General features: G+C 72.6%; 19 protein-coding genes. 13 read left to right on the plus strand and 6 right to left on the minus strand.

Annotation, left to right across the window (positions count from 1 at the left end; all coding sequences use genetic code 11):
- The first annotated feature begins 10 nt into the window (after positions 1–10).
- Positions 11–1,879 (plus strand): family 43 glycosylhydrolase, encoded by a 1,869-nt coding sequence (locus tag DEJ32_RS11555; protein ID WP_110901379.1) that lies wholly within the window; start codon positions 11–13, stop codon positions 1,877–1,879.
- 19 nt (positions 1,880–1,898) lie between these two features.
- Here DEJ32_RS11555 and DEJ32_RS11560 read toward each other — a convergent pair whose 3' ends face one another.
- From DEJ32_RS11560 to DEJ32_RS11570, 3 genes are all read right to left on the minus strand, one after another.
- The gene (locus tag DEJ32_RS11560; protein ID WP_110901380.1) at positions 1,899–2,726 is read right to left on the minus strand and encodes a DNA-formamidopyrimidine glycosylase family protein; all 828 of its coding nucleotides are present in this window, start codon (positions 2,724–2,726) and stop codon (positions 1,899–1,901) included.
- 110 nt (positions 2,727–2,836) lie between these two features.
- Complete coding sequence (locus DEJ32_RS11565; RefSeq protein WP_110901398.1) at positions 2,837–4,426, minus strand: GMC family oxidoreductase; 1,590 nt, start codon at positions 4,424–4,426, stop codon at positions 2,837–2,839.
- Positions 4,423–5,769: an alpha/beta fold hydrolase gene (locus DEJ32_RS11570; protein ID WP_110901381.1), complete on the minus strand. Its 1,347-nt coding sequence runs from the start codon at positions 5,767–5,769 to the stop codon at positions 4,423–4,425. Before DEJ32_RS11570 ends, DEJ32_RS11565 begins: the two co-directional genes overlap by 4 nt.
- Before the next feature lie 274 nt (positions 5,770–6,043).
- Between DEJ32_RS11570 and DEJ32_RS11575 the strand changes: the two genes are divergently transcribed.
- From DEJ32_RS11575 to DEJ32_RS11615, 10 genes are all read left to right on the plus strand, one after another.
- The gene (locus DEJ32_RS11575; protein ID WP_110890377.1) at positions 6,044–6,493 is read left to right on the plus strand and encodes an Asp23/Gls24 family envelope stress response protein; all 450 of its coding nucleotides are present in this window, start codon (positions 6,044–6,046) and stop codon (positions 6,491–6,493) included.
- Positions 6,490–6,681, plus strand: a complete 192-nt coding sequence (locus DEJ32_RS11580) for a DUF2273 domain-containing protein (protein ID WP_110901382.1) — start codon at positions 6,490–6,492, stop codon at positions 6,679–6,681. The genes DEJ32_RS11575 and DEJ32_RS11580 overlap by 4 nt, the downstream gene beginning before the upstream one ends.
- Positions 6,678–6,995 (plus strand): hypothetical protein, encoded by a 318-nt coding sequence (locus DEJ32_RS11585; RefSeq protein WP_110890376.1) that lies wholly within the window; start codon positions 6,678–6,680, stop codon positions 6,993–6,995. The genes DEJ32_RS11580 and DEJ32_RS11585 overlap by 4 nt, the downstream gene beginning before the upstream one ends.
- An 11-nt stretch (positions 6,996–7,006) precedes the next feature.
- Complete coding sequence (locus DEJ32_RS11590; RefSeq protein ID WP_110901383.1) at positions 7,007–7,582, plus strand: DUF6286 domain-containing protein; 576 nt, start codon at positions 7,007–7,009, stop codon at positions 7,580–7,582.
- A complete protein-coding gene (locus DEJ32_RS11595; RefSeq protein ID WP_110901384.1) occupies positions 7,579–8,142 on the plus strand; it encodes a hypothetical protein in 564 nt (187 codons plus the stop codon). The genes DEJ32_RS11590 and DEJ32_RS11595 overlap by 4 nt, the downstream gene beginning before the upstream one ends.
- A gap of 356 nt (positions 8,143–8,498) precedes the next feature.
- Positions 8,499–8,768 (plus strand): GlsB/YeaQ/YmgE family stress response membrane protein, encoded by a 270-nt coding sequence (locus DEJ32_RS11600; RefSeq protein ID WP_110823582.1) that lies wholly within the window; start codon positions 8,499–8,501, stop codon positions 8,766–8,768.
- Between the two features lie 113 nt (positions 8,769–8,881).
- Positions 8,882–9,847: a helix-turn-helix domain-containing protein gene (locus tag DEJ32_RS11605; RefSeq protein ID WP_110901385.1), complete on the plus strand. Its 966-nt coding sequence runs from the start codon at positions 8,882–8,884 to the stop codon at positions 9,845–9,847.
- A gap of 216 nt (positions 9,848–10,063) precedes the next feature.
- On the plus strand, positions 10,064–10,231 hold the full coding sequence (locus DEJ32_RS16275) for a hypothetical protein (protein WP_181419415.1): 168 nt from the start codon (positions 10,064–10,066) through the stop codon (positions 10,229–10,231).
- A 109-nt stretch (positions 10,232–10,340) separates the two neighbouring features.
- Positions 10,341–10,601, plus strand: a complete 261-nt coding sequence (locus DEJ32_RS16280) for a hypothetical protein (protein ID WP_110823585.1) — start codon at positions 10,341–10,343, stop codon at positions 10,599–10,601.
- Between the two features lie 87 nt (positions 10,602–10,688).
- On the plus strand, positions 10,689–11,894 hold the full coding sequence (locus DEJ32_RS11615; protein ID WP_110823586.1) for an AraC family transcriptional regulator: 1,206 nt from the start codon (positions 10,689–10,691) through the stop codon (positions 11,892–11,894).
- Between the two features lie 84 nt (positions 11,895–11,978).
- On the opposite strand, the gene DEJ32_RS11620 is transcribed toward DEJ32_RS11615, so the two are convergent.
- From DEJ32_RS11620 to DEJ32_RS11630, 3 genes are all read right to left on the minus strand, one after another.
- A complete protein-coding gene (locus tag DEJ32_RS11620) occupies positions 11,979–12,596 on the minus strand; it encodes a TetR/AcrR family transcriptional regulator (RefSeq protein ID WP_110823587.1) in 618 nt (205 codons plus the stop codon).
- Between the two features lie 85 nt (positions 12,597–12,681).
- Entirely contained in the window at positions 12,682–14,748 is a 2,067-nt protein-coding gene (locus tag DEJ32_RS11625; RefSeq protein ID WP_110901386.1) for an MDR family MFS transporter, read from the minus strand.
- 320 nt (positions 14,749–15,068) lie between these two features.
- Entirely contained in the window at positions 15,069–15,638 is a 570-nt protein-coding gene (locus DEJ32_RS11630) for a TetR/AcrR family transcriptional regulator (RefSeq protein ID WP_110901387.1), read from the minus strand.
- Positions 15,639–15,768: 130 nt separating this feature from the next.
- Here DEJ32_RS11630 and DEJ32_RS11635 point away from each other — a divergent pair, with 130 nt between their 5' ends.
- Positions 15,769–16,551 (plus strand): SDR family NAD(P)-dependent oxidoreductase, encoded by a 783-nt coding sequence (locus DEJ32_RS11635; RefSeq protein WP_110901388.1) that lies wholly within the window; start codon positions 15,769–15,771, stop codon positions 16,549–16,551.
- Positions 16,552–16,665: 114 nt separating this feature from the next.
- Complete coding sequence (locus DEJ32_RS11640) at positions 16,666–18,507, plus strand: DEAD/DEAH box helicase (protein WP_110823591.1); 1,842 nt, start codon at positions 16,666–16,668, stop codon at positions 18,505–18,507.
- Positions 18,508–18,604 lie beyond the last annotated feature (97 nt).

Consider the following 18,604-nt stretch of genomic DNA (forward strand, 5'->3'; position numbering starts at 1 on the left):
AGGCTGTCCCGTGCGCCGAACCATCGCGATCACCCTCGCGGCCGTGACCATCGTCGGGGCCCAGGCCCTGGCCGGCCCCGCAACCGCCGCTCCCGCACCACCCGCCACCGCCCGCCACCACGCCCCGGCGGCGACGCACCAGAACCCGATGGCCCTGCGCCTCCCGGACGGCGAGACGGCCGCGAGCTGCGCCGACCCGACCGCCCTGCACGGGGTCGGGCGCGACCGGAACTGGTACCTGTACTGCACGACCGACGCGATCTCGGAGACGGAGACGACCCCGGACGGCGCACTCGTGCAGCACAGTGTCCCGACGTACCGGTCGACGGACCTGACGAACTGGACGTACGTCGGCGACGCCTTCGACACGAAGCCGGCCTGGGTCGGCGAGGCGAACGGCATCTGGGCCCCGGACGTCGTGTACCGCGCCGGATCGCGGGGGAAGCCGGGGACCTGGTTCCTGTACTACACGGCGTCGGACACCCCCTCGGCGACCGGTCCGACCGGCGGCGGCTCCGCGATCGGGGTCGCGACGAGCAGCAGCCCGACCGGACCGTGGACGGACTCCGGCGGACCCGTCGTCGCGCCGCAGACCGCGCCGAACGGTGACGGCTTCCGGTGGTCGTTCGACCCCGAGGTCATCACCGACTCCGGCCGGACCTACCTGTACTTCGGCAGCTACTTCGGCGGCGTGCACGTGCGGCAGCTCACGGCCGACGGCCTGCGTTCGCGTCCGGAGACCGAACGCCAGATCGCGATCGACAACCGGTACGAGGGGTCGTACCTGATGCGGCACGGCGGCTGGTGGTACTACATGGGCTCCGCGACGAACTGCTGCAACGGATCGCTCACCGGGTACGGCGTCTTCGTCGCCCGCTCGAAGAGCCCGCTCGGGCCGTTCCGCGACCGCGACGGCGTCGCGATCACGGACACCCGGGTGGGAGGCTCGCCCCTCCTCGCGCAGAACGGCAACCGCTGGGTGGGCACCGGCCACAACACGGTCGTCACCGACTTCGCCGGTCAGGACTGGATGATCTACCACGCGGTCGACCGGACCGACCCGTACTACGCCGGGCAGACCGGGTACACGAAGCGCCCGGCGCTCATCGACCCGATCGACTGGGTCGGCGGCTGGCCCGTGGTGCGCGGGGGAGCAGGACCCTCCGACTCCGTGGAGCCCGCCCCGGCGGCACAGCCCGGGCAGCGCTCCGCGTACCGGCCGCGCCTCGCCCCGGTCGACGTCCCGGCGCGGACGATCCGGTCGCTGTCCACCGAGTTCGACGGCACCGCGCTGCCGCCGACGCTCACGTGGACCCGGCAGCCGGACAGTGCCACGTACGGGGTCTCCGGCGGTGCCTTCCGGTGGCAGACCCAGGACGCCGACCTGCATCCGCCGCAGACGCCGCTCGCCTCGGTGCTGACCGAAGCGGCACCCGCCGGGGACTACGTCGTGGAGACCCGGGTGCGGATGGACACCCCGGCGACCGGTGACTCCTTCAACTACCGGCAGGGCGGACTCGTCGTGTACGGGGACGACGGGAACTACGTCCGACTGGTGTCCAACTCGATCTTCAACACCCGGCAGACCGAGTTCGGCAAGCAGGTCAGCGGTCAGCCGGACGGTGCGCCGAGCTACGGCAACATGGTCGTCGGGCCGGTCGGGGACGCCACCACGCTCCGGATCGTGCACCGCGTCGTCGACGGGGAGCACCGCTACACGGCGTACACGAGCATCGACGGCCGCCACTTCGTCCGGGGTGGCACCTGGACGGCCGACCTCGGGTCGACGCCGCGCATCGGGCTCATCTCGCTCGGTGGTGCCGGGTCGACGAGCACGTTCGAGCACCTGCGGGTGAGCACCGTCCGGTCGACGCGGTAGGGCGCACGAGGAGGAGCGGTCAGGGGTCGGCGGGTCGTCGGCCGGACGGGCTCGGTGGCGGCTGACACCGCGGGCACCACCAGACCCGTCGGGCCGGCGAGCCGACGACCTCCACGTCGTCCCGGGCGGCCACCGTCGTGCCGCAGCGCAGACACCGCCGCCCGGCTCGGCCGACCACCCAGTGCCGTTCGCCCCGTCGGAGCAGACCCGTGGTGACCTGGTACGCCTCCGGCACGGTCGCCGAGTGGTGCAGCATCCGCCGGGCCGTCGCGACCAGGGCATCGGCGTCGACGTCCCCGACGGGCCGGTCGGGGTGCAGGCCGCGGACGAAGCCGAGTTCGTTCACCCAGAGGTTGCCGAGTCCGGCCACCCGTCGCTGGTCGAGCAGGACGCTCCGGACGGTGGCGTCCGGCTCGGCGGTCAGGCGCCGGACGGCCTCGGCCGCGTCGAAGTCCTCGTGCAGCAGGTCCGGCCCGAGGTGCCCGACCACCGCGTGCTCGTCCACGGTGTCGACCAGGTTCACCACGGGGAGGTCGATGCCCCAGACGACCCGGCCGTCCTCGAGCCCGAGACGCACGCGAGCCCGCCGCGCCACGGTCGGAGGCAGCCGGCGACTCGGGGACGTGACGGTCCACGAGCCCTGCATGCGCATGTGGGTGTGCAGGGTCGTCCCGTCGTCGAACCGGGTGAGCAGGTGCTTGCCGTGCGTCGCGTGCGCGAGGACCCGACGCCCGGCGAGACGTCGACCCGCGGCCCCGCCGCCACGCAGCTCGCCGCTGACGACGCGCGCCCCGTCGACCTGCCGCAGGCGGGCGGCGAGCCGGTGGACGGAGTCACCCTCGGGCATGCGCCGACGCTACGACCGCCCACCGACACGCCCGCTGCCGGGGCCCGGACGGGAGGCACGGGGAGACCTGGCCACGGGCCTCCCGTCCGACGGGTGGTGGGCCGGACCGCTCAGGCGGCGGCGACCAGCCCCTGCGCGCGGTCGTCGGCAGCGTCCGCGCGGAGCATGCGGTCGGCCGTCCGGAGGGACAGCGCCATGATCGTGAGCGCCGGGTTCGCGATCACCGCGCTCGGGAAGACCGAGTTGTCCGCGATCCAGAGGTTCGGGACGTCCCACGACCGACCGGCCGCGTCGACCACCGACGCGCCGGGGTCGGTGCCCATCCGGGCGGTGCCGATCGTGTGCGCGGTGCGCTCGAGCACGCGGACGTCCTGCCCGCCCGCGGCCTCGATGATCGCGGTCATGGTGCGGACGGCGTGGCGCCGGATGGCCTCCTCGTTCGGGCCGGGCGTGAACGTGATCGTCGCCTTCCGGATCCCGTGCTCGTCGACCTCGTCGCCGAGGACGAGTCGGTTGTCGTCGTACGGCAGGCACTCGGCGTTGATGCCGACACCGGCCATGTGCGGGTAGTCCCGCATCGCCCGCACCAGGGCCGCGCCGCGGAGCCCGCCCCCGCGCACGAGCGACGTGGCGAACGTCAGCGGCTGCACGCCGAGGCTCTGGATCAGGTACCCACCGGCGAAGTCGGCGTCGGCCGGGCGGACGAAGTCCTCGGTGATGATCGAGGACGGGTAGCCGCGGTAGGACCGCATCGACTCGTCGAACCGGGCCCAGACCTGCGTGGCACCGTGCGCGGTGAAGTTCCGGCCGACCTGACCGCTGCTGTTCGCGATCCCGGTGTGCAGGAGCAGGCGGGGCGTCTCGACCCCGCCGGCCGCCAGGACGAGGGCACGGGTGCGCTGACGGTGTTCGCGACCGTGCTGCCGGTAGACGACGGCCTCGACCTCGCCCCGGGCGTCGAGCTCGATGCCGTGCACGAGCGCCTCGGCGCGGATCTCCGCACCGAAGGCGACGGCGGCCGGCAGGTACGTCGTGTCCATCGAGACCTTCGCGCCGTTCCGGCAGCCCTGGTGGCAGGAGCCGCACGAGACGCAGGCGTGGCGGAGGCCGTGGTGCTCCTGGTGCCGGTCCTCGGTGGTGAGCGCGACGGGGGCGTCCGTCGCGGTGATCCCGACGGCTGCGGTGCCGCGCATCATCATGTCCGACGAGGCGTTCCGGCCCGGCGGGCGCATCGCGTACCGACGTGCGGGGTCCCACGGGTAGTGCTCGGGGCCGGCGACTCCCACGTCGTGCTCGACCTGCTCGATGTAACGGACGAGCTCTGCGTGGTCGACCGGCCAGTCCACGCCCTCGCCGGTGTCCGACCGCAGGTGCAGGTCGTGCGCGCTCGGCCGCGGTGTGAAGGCACCCCAGTGCAGCGTCGACCCGCCGACACCGGTGCCGCTGTTGTTCGGACCGAAGGCGGTCGGGGCACCGCCGCCGCTGATCCGCTCCTCCATCCAGTTGATGTCCGCCGGTGCCTCGACCTCGTCGGGCAGGTGGTCGCCGGGCTCGGTGTTCCGGCCGGCCTCGAGCGCGACGGCCCGCAGGCCGGCACGGGCCAGGCTCGCGAGGAGCGGTGCGCCGCCCGCACCGGTGCCGACGACGACCACGTCGACGACCTCGTCCTCGCCGTACCGGCGCTGGTGGTCGAGTCTCATCGTGTCGCTCCCGGTTCCCATGCTTCGCGTTGTCCGGCTCCCAGCAGCTGGAAGCCCTGCTTGCGCACGCCGTCCCCGCCGTTGGCGAAGCCGTCGTAGTCGATCGCGCCCATCGTCGCGGGGTGGGCGAGCCACTGCTTGACGAGGTCGACCCCGGCGTCCTCGGACCACGCCCGCAACTGCCCGGCGTCGAGGACCCCACCGGCGGGCGAGTACGTGCCCTCGTCCACGGCGTCGAGGACCTCGGCGAGGTGCTCGTCGGACACCGCGGCCACCGGGGCGAGGACGTCGAGTGCCGCCCGGTAGGCGTCCGGATCGGCGGGCATGCCCTCGGTCCGCCAGCCGTCACCTGCACCGGCGGCGAGCTGGGCGTCGACGCGCAGCGCGAGGTCGATCGCCCGGTCCGCGGCCTGCGGCACGACCACCCGGGCGACGGCGCGCAGGGTGTCGAGCTGCTGCGGGGTCAGTGCACGTGGTTCCGCCGCCGGGTCGTCGGGGAGCGCGCGCTCCGCGAGCACCCCGCGGGTCCGGGCGCTCACCCGCGGCGATGCGACGACACGGGCGGAGTCGGTCGGGACGGTCGGCCCGTGGTCGACGCGTCGGGTCCAGAACGACCGGATCCGGTCGGCGACCGCGTCCGGCTGTTCCCAGGGCAGGAGGTGCGCGGCGTCCGGCACGACGTCGAACTCGCCCCGGGTCCAGTGCGGGAGGGTCAGTCGACGTTGGGCGTCGGGGCCGAGGTCACCGTCGTCCGCGCCGGCGAGCACGAGGGCCGGCACCGGACTCGGCGCGATCGTGTCGGACCAGTCCTCGCGACTGCCGCGCAGCAGCCACGCCCTCCAGGCTGCCGGATCGGCCCGCTGCACGTCGTGCACGGCCATCGCGGACTCGTGCGGGGGCAGCTGGCCCGCGGTGTTCGCGTCCACGAACGCGGCGGCCTCGTCCGGCCCGATCTCGTGGTCGGCGGCCCAGTCGAGCATGGTCTGCCGACGTTCCTCGTCCATCGGCTCGGGGGAGAGGGGCGACGCCGCCAGGAGCACGACCGCCCGCAGTCCGAACAGGCCGTTCGCGCCGCTCATCGTGCGGCCGGCGACGACCGCGGCGACCTTGCCGCCCATCGAGTGCCCGATCAGCGCCCACTCGGTGGCGCCGCTGGTCCCGATCGCACGCTCGACGAGCACGGCCATCTCCTCGACGGTGGTGCCGCTCGCGGCCGGACTCGTGCCGAAGCCGGGCAGGTCGATGCCGACGAGGTCGAGGGTGCCGTGCAGGCGGGTCCGCAACGCGGCGAACTCCTCGGAGCTCGACCCGAGGGCGTGGAGGCAGAACGCGGTCGCCGTCATGGGTCGTTCCTACCGTCGGGGGAGCCGGTGTCCACAGCGCCGTGTACCCCGAGCGGGCACGACCCTCGGTCTCGATCGGTGCCGCTCCGCGCATCGGCTGAGCCGCAATCGGAAGCATGCGACCGTCGGGGTACAGGTCGATGCGTGTGGACCGGCCGATCCTGGGACCGACCTGGAAGTCGCGCGGCTTCCGTGACGAACGTCCTCTCCAGCCCGTCTCATCCGTGAACAGCACCCGCTGGGAACGTCCGGCGGGCCATCGGAAGGAGACACCATGACCGACACCACCACGACCACCGTCGCGACCACGTCGACGGGCAGCTCGGCGCTCACGTCCACGTCCACCGGGAAGACCATCGTCGACGACACCGTCGTCGCGAAGGTCGTCGGCATCGCAGCCCGCGACGTCCCCGGCGTGCACTCGCTCGGCAACGGAGCCGCCCGCGCCATCGGTGCCATCCGCGGTGCGATCGGGCAGCGTGACCTCAGCCAGGGCGTCAAGGTCGAGGTCGGCGAGAAGCAGGTCGCCGCCGACATCACCATCGTCGCCGAGTACCCGGTGCCCCTGCAGCAGGTCGCCGAGGACGTGCGTTCCGCGGTCTCCCGCGCGCTCGAGGAGATCGTCGGCATGGAGGTCGCCGAGGTCAACGTCACGATCCAGGACGTCTTCATCCCGGGTGACGACGACGAGGACGAGGACAAGAAGGAGCCGCGCGTCGCATGAGCGCCACACTGACCGGCGCCCTGATCGGCGCCCTCCTGGCAGTCGCAGCACTGCAGTTCGGCTTCTGGGGCTTCGTCCTCGTCGCCGTGTTCGCCGCCGTGGGTGCGCTCGTCGCGGCACTCGCAACCGGACGCGTCGACCGGGCCGCGCTGACCGACGTGCTGACCGGACGCCGGAGCTCCCGGTGACGGACGGCCCGGGCACGGTGCCGGGCCGCGTCGAGATCACCACCCGCGCCCTCACCTCGTGTGCGCGCGCCGTCGCCGCCGAGCGGCTCGGGGCACCCACGAAGCGGGTGCGGGTGGACCTCGGCGACGCGTCCGGGGCACTGGCCATGGACATCACCGGCCCGATCGCCGCTGGCACGGACCTCGTCGAGCGCACCACGTCCGCCGCCGCTGAGATCCGGAGCCGCGTGAGCGCCCTCACCGGTCGTCGGGTCGGCGCGGCCCGCATCGAGTTGACCGGGATCGTGCGCGAGCGCGACGTCCGGGTCCGGTAGGAGAGGACGCCATGAGCAACAATCCCGTCGAACGTCGGCTCCGTCGCCGGAGCGTGTACCGGTCCCGGTCGACCGCCGTGTCCGTGGCACTGGTGGTGCTTGTGCTGGTCGCGGCGTGGATCGGCACCGAGTCGGTGCTTCGTGCGATCGGAGCGCCGCCGCTCCTGGCCGACCCGCAGACGGCGGTCGACGCCGCACTCGCACCGGATGCGGCCTTCGTGACGATGATCGAGGTCATCGCCGCGGTGCTCCTCGTCGCCGGGATCGTCCTCGTGGTCCTGGCACTCAAGCCCGGCCGCCAGCACCGATCGGTCGTGGCGCACGGCCGCGGCGCCGTCGTCATCGACTCGTCGATCGTCGCCTCGACCGCCCGGAACGCCGCCGGTCGTGCCGCGGGTGTCCCCGACGGGCACACCACCGCGAGTGCCCGCGGCCTCCGCACCGAGGTGTCCGTGGTACCGATGTCCGGCATCCCGGTGGACTCCACGGCCGTCGAGCACGCCGTCGCCGAACGGCTCGGACAGCTCGACGAGCGGTTCGGCCGCCACGTCACCGTCCGCGTCAGCGAGAAGGGCTCCCTGTCATGACATCGAGCAACCGCACCATCAACCGGGTGATCCTGTTCGTGCTCGGCCTCGTCTCGGTCGTCGTCGGACTCGCGATGGGTGCCGGAGTCCTGCCCGCCGTCCGGGACGCACTGCGGCCGTACGTGACCATCCCCGACCGCGTCGAGGTCCCCGCGGCCTCGCTGTGGGTCGTGGCGGCGGCCTGCCTCGTCGTGGTCGTGCTCGGGCTCGTCTGGGTCCTCACCCGCGGGCGGGGCGGCACCGCGATCGCCGTCCGCGAGTCGGTCGGAGACGACGAGGTCACGGTGAACGTCGCCCTCGTCCGTGACGTCATCGACCACGAGCTGGCCGGCGTGCGCGACGTCGTCTCCTCGAAGGTCGACGTCTACAGGGTGCGCAAGCACCGCGCTGCACGGCTCCGCGTCGCGGTCCGCCGTGGCGGGGACGCCGTGACGGTCCTCGACGCAGTGGACGCCGCGATCACCACCCTCGACCGGACCCTCGGTCGTCAGGTGCCGGTCCTGGTGCACCTCACCGGAGGCACGCACGTGCCCGTCTCGAAGGTCTCGCGCGTCGTGTGACGGACCGTACGGGCCTCCCGGGGTCCTGCAGATGCTCCAGATAACGCATCACCTACTGTGTAGTGTGCCTAACTACTGAACGGGGAGCATGGTGGAGCGGTACACGCACCACCACGGAAGGACCGGTCTGATGCACTCGACACCCTCGAGTTCCACCTTCGTCGACGGGGACACCCCGACCGAGGCCATCGACATGACGGCTCTGTTCGCGGAGCAGTCGCGTGACGGCCTGCTCGACACCATCTGACCGGCACTCTCCGGTCCCGGGAGCGTCGATCTCGACCGCTCCGTCGCCCCCGGGTGACACCCCTGCACCACAACGGCACCTCGCGGTGCCAGTCTCGAAAGGCACTCCCATGAGCTTCCTCGGCTTCATCCTCCTCGGCCTCATCGCCGGCGCCATCGCCAAGCTGATCCTCCCCGGTCGTCAGGGCGGCGGCTGGCTCGCCACGCTCGTGCTCGGTGTCATCGGCGCCCTCATCGGTGGCTGGCTCGGTGGCCTCATCTTCGACGTGGGCTACGACGGCTTCTTCAGCATCCAGTCCTGGATCATCGCGATCCTCGGCGCGCTGATCGTCCTCGTCATCTGGGGTGCGATCACCGGTCGCCGCCGTTCTCGCGCCTGACCCTGCCGGAGCCCGGCACATCGCCGGCACCACGACGAGCCCCGCACCTCCTGGTGCGGGGCTCGTCTGTGTCACGCGCGCGATGTCGGAGGTCGTCGGCATCCTGGCAGTGCATGGACTCCGTCGAACAACCCCTGGTGCACATCGACCGCCGCGGTTCCGCCGTCGACGAGGCGGTCGCGTTCTACGAGCGCGTCTACTCGAGCCGGGACATCTCCATCGGGCGGGCTGCCGCCGAGGGGTTCTCGTGGCGCTACCGCCTCGTCGGGGACGACGCGGTGACCGTCGGGACGTCCTCGGTGGCGGCGCGTCGCTGGGGAACCATCGAGCCCGGGGACGACTACGTCCTGGCCTGGGCGTCCGCGCCGGGCATCCGGCTCGACACGGCTTCGTCGGACCCTGTCGAGATGCAGCCCGGCGTGCCGGTCATGTACCCCGCCGGGCGGGCGTTCGCCTTCGATGCCGTGCCGACCGCGCAGCACGTCATCCGGTTCGACCGCGCTTTCCTGGAGTCCGTCGCCGCCGCACGACAGGGTGACCTGCCGGCCCCGCTGCAGTTCGCGCGGCAGGCGGACCCGGGGGCCCTCCAGCGCCTCAAGGCCGTGGTGTCCGGAGCCGCCGGTGCCCTGCTCGAGCCGACGACGGCCCGCGACCGCCGGGCTGCGCTCGACACGGCGGTCGCCGAGGCGGTCGTGCTCGCGTTCGACGCCGTGCCGGTCCCGCCCTCCCGGCTCCTGGACGGCGGACCCGCGACGATGCGGACCGCCCAGGAGTGGATGGTCGCGAACGCCCGGCGACCGATCACCATCACCGACGTCAGCGAGGCGGCCGGGGTGGCGGTGCGGTCCCTGCAGGCCTCGTTCCGACGGCACACCGGTGCCTCGCCGATGCACTTCCTGCGACAGGTCCGCCTGCACCGGGTGCGCGCCGAGCTCGCCGCCGCCGACGCGAGCACCACCACCGTCGCGCAGGTCGCCCTCGGGTGGGGCGTCGGGCACCTCGGACGGTTCTCCGGCACCTACGCGGCCACGTTCGGCGAACCGCCGTCGGCAACGCTCCGCCGTCGTCCCGGCGGCTGACCGACCGGTCCGGGAGTGGCCGTTCCGGGCAGGGCGAGGGTGCCCCTCCCGAGCACGCGCGGACCCGCAGGGCCACGGCGGTGCGCACAGCGGACACCGTGTCCGGACGGCGTACTCGCGGGAGCCCGGCGGTTGGTCCGGCCGGGCGGACGCGGGATGCTGGTCCGTGCGCCTCCGAACCCTTCGGGACCAGCGCACCAGCAGGAAGAGCGCACCGTGAACGAGCGCATCCGTCCCTCCCTCCACGACCTCCGCCGCCAGCCCGACGAGTGGCACCGCCGCGGTCTGAGCCACCCCGACGAGATCGACGCGATGGTCTCGCGCCGGACGTCCGGGTCGACGCCCGCCGAACCCACCTACGCCGACTTCTTCACCGGCGTCTGACCCGGGACGCCGCCGGGGCACCGCCCGCTCCCGGCGCCGCCCGGCGCGCGTGCTCCCGGCGCGCGTGCTCCCGGCGCCGCACCCGGCGCGCGTGCGTAGGCTCGGCGTCATGTCCGACTTCACCGCCGACCAGGCCGCCGTCGTCCGCATCGAACGCGCCGAGGAGGGCCGCTGGGACCTCACCATCGTGAGCGACAGCGGCGTCCCGATGGGGCACGGCGTGCACCTCTTCGACCACACGCAGGACGACGGGGTCGACGAACTCGCAGCCGCCGCGGACTTCGTCGGCGGCTACGGGTTCCGGTTCGACGGCGAGGCCGTGCAGCAGGACGGGCCGGACGCGTTCTGGGCGCCGCTCTTCCGGAGCTGACGGGTCGCGCCCGAACCGGCGCCGCCCGGACCGGCCCTCCGCGGACGACGGTCACGGTCCGCGTTCCCCGGATGGGATGATGTCGCGGTGCCACCGATCGACGACGACAACGGGTTCCGCCGACAGCGGTTCACGGACGCCGGGGGAGCGGACTACACGGCGATCTTCCGGTCCGAGTACTCCGGTCGGGACCTCGTCGGGGCGACCGCGACGGTCACGGACGCGTTCGCGACCGAGGGCACGCGGTACGAGTACTCGCTGATCGGCGACGCCGACCTGACGCTCCGCACGATGAACGCGCACGGCGGCCGTCGTGGTGGCGTGATCGGTCCGCGGGACGACCACGTGCTGTTCTGGCTCCAGCAGGGCCGCCTCGAGATGCACTTCGCGGACCGGTCCCGGGTGATCGAGCCGGGGACGCCCTACATCGCCTCTGCGTCCGAGGCGTACCGCTTCGCCTCCGAGGGCACCGTCTACAACGGCGTGCACATCTCGGACGCGTTCCTGCGCCGGACCGCGGCCGAGCTCGGCTACCGGATGCCCTCGGGGCCGGTGCTGTTCGACCAGCAGGACGAACGCATCGCGCGGTACGGGCCGCTCCGGCGTCTGCTCCGTGAGGTCAGCCCGACGCTCATGGACGACCGGGTGCGCGGCGCGATGCGGACGGCCCTGAACCGCCGGCTCGCCACGGTCGTGCTCGACACCTTCCCCGTGCGGGACCGTGGCGACGACGTCCCGACCGCGAGCCGGATCCGGGACGCCATCGCGTTCATCGAGGAGCACGCACGCGACCGCCCCTCCGTCCCGGCCATCGCGGCCGCAGCCGGACTCAGCGAGCGCGGCCTGCAGGAGGTGTTCGCCCGCACCCTCGGCGTCACGCCGAACGGGTTCCTGCGCGACCACCGCCTGGACGAGGTCCGGCGGGAGCTCCTCCGCGGTGCGTCGCCGAACAGCGTGCTCGAGGTGGCCCGGACCTGGCGGTTCACGAACCCGAGCCGGTTCGCCGTCGCCTACCGGGCGCGGTTCGGCGAGGACCCATCGGCGACGCTGCGTGCGTCGACGTCGCAGCGCCCCGACGGCGGGTCGTCGTGGCGGATCCGGCGGGCGGTCGACTACATCGAGGCGCACCTGGACGGGGCGTGCTCGGTGGCCGACATCGCGGCGGCGGCCGGCCTCCGGCCGCGACGCCTGCAGCAGCTCTTCCGGGAGGAGCGGGGCACGACGCCCAGCGCCTTCCTCCGTGAGCTCCGCGACCGTCGCCGTCGCGGTGGCTGGCCGGAGCGACGCTCCTGACGGGCTGACGGGCTGACGCGCTGACGGGCCGGGAGGCGCGGGGCCGGGTGGGCCTCCCGTCCGACGTCCCGACGACGCCGCGCGTCAGCGTTCGGTCGTGGCGGGCGCTGCGGTGGCGAGCGCGACCATCTCGGCGACGACGGCGCGGAGGCGGACGGCCAGGTCCGCCTGGGACTGCACGGTGAAGCGGTGGGCGGCCTCGGACAGCGCCGACATGACGAGGGCGACGGCCGTGCGGGCGGTGTCCTCGTCGGTCCGGGTGGTGACCGCGGCGATGAGGGCCTGACGGGACTCGGCCATCCAGCGCATCACCATCGAGGTCATCTCGGGACGACGGACGAGGAGCTCCTTCGCGCGGGCGCGGTCGGCGGCGAGCGGGACGGTGTCCGCGACGAGGGTGCAGACGTCGTCGACGAGCCGGCCGTCCGCGGCTGCGAACCGGTCCCGCACGACGTCGGGGACCTCGACGGTGTCGAGCCCGATCGCGGCGTGCGCCTTCGACGAGAAGTAGTTGAAGAACGTCCGGGGGGAGACGTCGGCGTCCGCGCAGATCTGTTCGACGGTGACCCCGTCGAGCCCCTGCTCGGTGACGCGCGTCAGGGCGGCGTCGTGGATCGCCTGGCGCGTCTGCTGCTTCTTGCGCTCGCGGAGCGTGCACGGCTCGGTGCCGTCGGGGTGTGCGGGTGCTGCCGTGGTGGTCACGGGAGGACCTCCGGGGTGGGAGAGACGAGGACGGGCCGCCCGCGCGCAGCCGAGGGGACGGCGAGCGGACGGGCGGCCCGGGTGGTCACCGACGCTGGGTCGGGGTGGAGCCGGTCATCGGACCGGTGAACGAGCCTGCCTCGGCAGCGGCGAGACCGGCGTCGGTCTCGAGCTGTGCCTGCGCGGACATGTCCGCCTGCTCCTGCAGGGCCGAGCGCTGCCGCAGCGGCGGCACCTTGAAGAACCAGGTGAGCACGAACGCGAGGAGGATCACACCGAGTCCGACCCAGTAGATCGCGACGGACGAGGCGTTGAAGCCGGCCATGAACGGGCGGGTCAGGCGGGCGTCGGCGCCGGTCAGGAACGAGGTGTCGTTGGTGGCCGATGCGCTCGAGTCGTCGTGCGCGCCCTTCTCGATCTGCTTCGCGAGGTCGGGGACGACCTGGTCGACCCAGTAGGTGCGCTGTCCGGCGTCCTCCCAGTCGACCGCGAGCTTGCCGTCCACGACGCTGGCGTGCGCCTTGTCGGCTGCCGTCGCGAGCGCGGTGGCCTCGGCCTGCGGGGAGGCGTCGGAGACCTGCTGTGCGATGACGGTCTCGGCGGCCGCCGCGGGGAGCGTGCCGGCGGCGACCTGCGCCTGGACGGCGGTGGTGACCTGCTCGGTGACGGCCTGGTCGGCGGCCTGCTTCGCGGCGGTGGTGGCGCGCGCCAGGCCTGAGCCGATGCTGTCCTGGACCGGGTCGACGATCGGGTTCCAGATCTGGTCCATGACGCCCTGGTTCGCCTTCGCGCTGGCGACCCGCGGGTCGAGTGCGGCGTCGAGTGCGGACGTCAGGTCGGCCTTGTCGGCCGTCGCGTGGACGATGTTCGTCGGCATCACCGAGAACAGGATCGACAGGAGCACGGCGGTGCCGAGCGTGCCGCCGATCTGGCGGAAGAAGGTCGCCGAGCTGGTGGCGACGCCCATGTCCCGCGCCTCGACCGATCCCTGCGACGCGAGCGTCAGGGACTGCATGACCGAACCGAGTCCGAGCCCGATGAGGAACATGCCGATCATCAGGAACCAGAGCGGCTTGTCGATCGTCATGAAGGTCAGGACGACGTACCCGGCGGAGACGAGCGCGGTGCCGATCACCGGGAAGACCCGGTACCGGCCGACGCGGGCGACGATCTGACCGGAGACGATCGAGGCGATCATGAGGCCGCCGACGAGGGGGAGCGTGGCGAACCCGGACTCGGTCGGGGTGAGGCCGACGACGATCTGCAGGTAGAGCGGGATGGTCAGCATGGCGCCGAACATCGCGAACCCGACGAGGAAGCCGATGACGGTCGCCATCGAGAACGTGCCCGAGCGGAAGAGCTTCAGCGGGATGATCGCCGCGTCGCCCATCTTCGACTCGATGAGCAGCAGTGCGACGAGGCCGACCGCGCCGATGACGTAGCAGGCGATCGCGGCCGCCGACCCCCAGCCCCAGGTGCGGCCCTGTTCGGCGACGAGGAGCAGCGGGACGAGGGTGACGATGACCGCGGTCGCGCCCCACCAGTCCACGACCGGCTTGTCCTTCGTGTCGTGCACCTTCGGCAGGTGCAGGAAGACGATCACCATGACGAGCGCGGCGATGCCGATCGGCACGTTGATGAGGAGCACCCAGCGCCAGCCGGTGATGAAGAGGATCTCGGACGCGCCAGCGAGCAGACCGCCGATGAGCGGGCCGATGACCGAGGAGATGCCGAAGACGGCGAGGAAGTAGCCCTGGTACTTGGCGCGCTCACGCGGGGCGAGGATGTCGCCCATGATCGCCAGCGGCAGGGACATGAGTGCACCGGCACCGATGCCCTGCACGGCGCGGAAGGCCGCGAGCATGAGCATCGAGGTGGACATCGACGAGAGCACGGCGCCGAGGATGAACACCACGATGCCGAAGATGTAGAGCGGACGACGGCCGAAGACGTCCGAGAGCTTGCCGTAGATCGGCGTCGCGATCGTCGACGTGATGAGGTACGCCGTCGTGACCCAGGCCTGCTGGTCGAGCCCGTGCAGGTCGTCACCGATCGTGCGGATCGCGGTGCCGAAGACGGTCTGTCCGAGCGAGGACAGGAACATGCCCGCCATGAGGCCGTAGATGACGAGCAGGATCTGACGGTGGGTCATCAGGGGTTGCTGGCCGGGCGCGCCAGCGGTCGTGGCGTGCCTGTCCTGCACCGAGGTCGCTGCGGTGGCTGTTGACAATGGGGGTCCTTCTTCATCGATGTGCCCGGGCGGCGGACGCGTCGTCGGGCGGTGGCGAGGTCGGGCGGAGGCCGGGATCCGGACGGATCGCGAGGGCTGCTGCGCGCCGTGAAACCTTGCAGACGATGCAAAGTTACACCCGATAGTTCCACGACGCAACCATCTCCGCGGACCTTGCGGACCTTGCGGACCTTGCGGACCTTGCGGACCTTACGGACCTTGCGGACGGTGCGGACGGCTCCTCAGGAGAGGTCGCGCAGCGCCCGGTCGACCACGTCCTCCGGGCGACTGTCGTCCTGCTCGGCCCACCACCGGAGTGCCGCCGTCGCCGCCCCGATCACGACCGCTGCGGTGACCGCGGGCGCGAGCCCGTCTGCCCGGACCCCGTCGTGCTCGGCCACGAAGCGGACCAGGTGCTCCTCGGTGCCTCCGGGGAACCGGGGGGCCTCGCGGGCGAGGGTCGGGTTCGCCCGGATCACCCGGAGTCGGTGCCGGGTCGTCTCGACCACGGCGTCGGGGAACGTGGCGGCCGTACGGTAGGCGGCGCGGAGGCCGGCGCGCGCTGGTTCGTCAGCGGGGCGGGCGTCCAGGGCCGCGGTGAGGCGCTCGGCGAACTCGTCGAGGCCACCCCAGACGAGCGACGCCTTCGTCGGGAAGAGCCGGAAGAGCGAGCGCCGGCTGACCCCGGCAGCGGCGGCGACCTCGTCCATCGAGACGAAGTCGTACCCGCGCTCGTCGAACAGGCGGAGCGCGACGAGCGACACCCGGTCCGGGTCGATCGTGCGGGGTCGCCCGGTCGGCCGATCTGCCATGGGCCGATCCTGCCACGCGGTCGTCCGGGCGCCGGACTCTGGTGACTTCCGGCACTGAGTGCTAGAACTGTGCCGACGGGCGACCGTCGCCGGTGGGACCCGCCCGTCGGCTGCTCGACGAGGAGACACCATGACCGACCCAGCACCAGCCACCGCGTCCGCTGCCCGTTTCGCCGGCCGGACGGTGATCGTCACCGGAGCGGGCTCCGGGATCGGCCGCGCGACCGCCCTCCGCATCGCCACCGAGGGCGGCCGGGTGATCGCCACCGACGTCGTCGCCGACCGGCTCGACGCGCTCCGCAGCGAGCTCGTCGACGGCGCCGGACTCGACGTCGAGACCGTCGTGGGTGACGTCGCCGCCACCGAGACGATCGAGGCGCTGCTCGCCGTCGCCGGCGACCGTGTCGACGGGCTCGCGAACGTCGCCGGGATCATGGACGCGTTCCTGCCGCCGGACGAGGTCGACGACGCCACGTGGGAGCGGGTGTTCAGCGTCAACGTAACCGGGCCGATGCGGCTCACCCGTGCCGTGCTCCCGCTCATGATCGCCGCGGGCCGGGGGTCCGTCGTCAACGTGGCCTCCGAGGCAGCGCTCAAGGCCTCCGCCGCGGGAGCCGCGTACACGTCGTCGAAGCACGCCATCGCCGGCTACACCAAGAGCGTCGCCTTCTTCCACGGGCCGCAGGGCATCCGTGCGAACGCGGTCGCGCCGGGTGCGGTCGCGACGAACATCGAGGCCCCGATGCGGAGCGAGTACGCCGCCCGTCGGGTCGGCCCGATCATGCAGACCACGATCCCGCCGGTGGCGCAGCCGGAGCAGCTCGCGGCCGCCATCACCTGGCTGCTCAGCGACGACTCCGCGAACGTCAACGGGGCGGTCCTGCCGAGTGACGGCGGTTGGTCGGTCGTCTGAACCGGCCGCACGACGGACGGGAGGCCCGTGGCGGCGCCGCCACGGGCCTCCCGTCCGTCCCGTCCGCCCCGCGCCGTCTGGGGTGCGGTCCGAAAACGGGATACCGTTCCTCCTATGAGCACCGAGACGAACACCCCCACCGAAGCCGTCGACGAGGAGCCCGTGATCACCTTCGCCGACCTCGGGCTCAGCGATGCCGTCCTCAAGGCCGTCAAGGAGATCGGGTACGAGACCCCCTCCGCCATCCAGGCCGCCACCATCCCCACCCTGCTCGAGGGCCGCGACGTCGTCGGCCTCGCCCAGACCGGCACCGGCAAGACCGCCGCCTTCGCGCTCCCCGTGCTCTCCCGCATGGAGTCCGGCGCCAAGCTGCCGCAGGCACTCGTGCTGTCCCCGACCCGTGAGCTCGCGCTCCAGGTCTGCGAGGCGTTCGAGCAGTACGCGTCGCACATGAAGAACGTCCACGTCCTGCCCGTCTACGGCGGCCAGGCGTACGGCGTACAGCTGTCCGCCCTGCGTCGCGGGGTCGACGTCGTCGTGGGCACGCCGGGTCGCATCATGGACCACATCGCCAAGGGCACCCTCGACCTGTCCGAGCTGAAGTACCTCGTGCTCGACGAGGCCGACGAGATGCTCAAGATGGGCTTCGCCGAGGACGTCGAGACGATCCTCGCCGAGACGCCGGACACCAAGCAGGTCGCGCTGTTCTCCGCGACGATGCCCGCGCAGATCCGCCGCATCTCCAAGCAGTACCTCAACGACCCGGCCGAGATCACGGTCAAGGCGAAGACGACCACCTCGGCGAACACCACGCAGCGGTACCTCATCGTCTCGTACCCGCAGAAGGTCGACGCCCTCACGCGCATCCTCGAGGTCGAGGACTTCGAGGGCATGATCATCTTCGTCCGCACGAAGAGCGAGACCGAGACCCTGGCCGAGAAGCTCCGCGCCCGCGGGTACGCCGCCGCCGCCATCAGCGGGGACGTCGCCCAGGCCCAGCGTGAGCGCACGGTCAACCAGCTGAAGTCCGGCAAGCTCGACATCCTCGTCGCGACCGACGTCGCCGCCCGCGGACTCGACGTCGACCGCATCACGCACGTGGTGAACTTCGACATCCCGGTGGACACCGAGTCCTACGTGCACCGCATCGGCCGCACCGGTCGCGCGGGTCGTTCGGGTGCCGCGATCAGCTTCGTCACCCCGCGCGAGCGCCGACTGCTCTCGGCGATCGAGAAGGCCACCCGGCAGCCGCTCACGCAGATGCAGTTGCCGAGTGTCGAGGACGTCAACTCGACCCGCCTCACCCGCTTCGACGACGCGATCACCGCGGCCCTCGAGCAGCAGTCCCGGATCACCGCGTTCCGCGACATCATCGGGCACTACGTCGAGCACCACGACGTCCCCGAGTCGGACGTCGCCGCGGCGCTGGCCGTCGTCGCGCAGGGCGACACCCCGCTCCTCCTCGACCCGGCCGACGACCGCGTCCGCCAGCAGGCCGAGCGCGACGAGCGCCGCAGCCGTGACGACCGTCCCGCCCGGGACGGCGACCGTGAGCGCGACGGCGGCGACCGCCGACGTCGCTCGGTCCCCATGACGGCCTACCGCATCGAGGTCGGCCGCCGCCACCGTGTCGAGCCCCGGCAGATCGTCGGCGCTCTCGCCAACGAGGGCGGCCTCCGCCGCGACGACTTCGGTGCGATCCAGATCCGCCCGGACTTCTCCGTCGTCGAGCTGCCGTCGGACATGGGCTCGGATGTCCTCGACCGACTGCGCGACACCCGGATCAGCGGCAAGCTCATCGAGATCCAGCCGGACCGTCGCGGCCCGATCCGCCGTGACAGCGGTCCGCGCCGTGACGGCGGGCGCTACGGCGACCGGGACGACCGCGGTGGTCGCGACGACCGCGGGTACGGCGACGACCGCGAGGCGCGCAAGCCGCGTCACACGCGCGACTGACACGACCGGCCGCGCACGCGACCGACCACTGACGGGAGGCCCGGTACCACTGGTACCGGGCCTCCCGTCGTTCCTGTGCACACCCTGGTGTGCCTGC

Source organism: Curtobacterium sp. MCPF17_046 (assembly GCF_003224295.1).
Taxonomy (GTDB): Bacteria; Actinomycetota; Actinomycetes; order Actinomycetales; family Microbacteriaceae; genus Curtobacterium.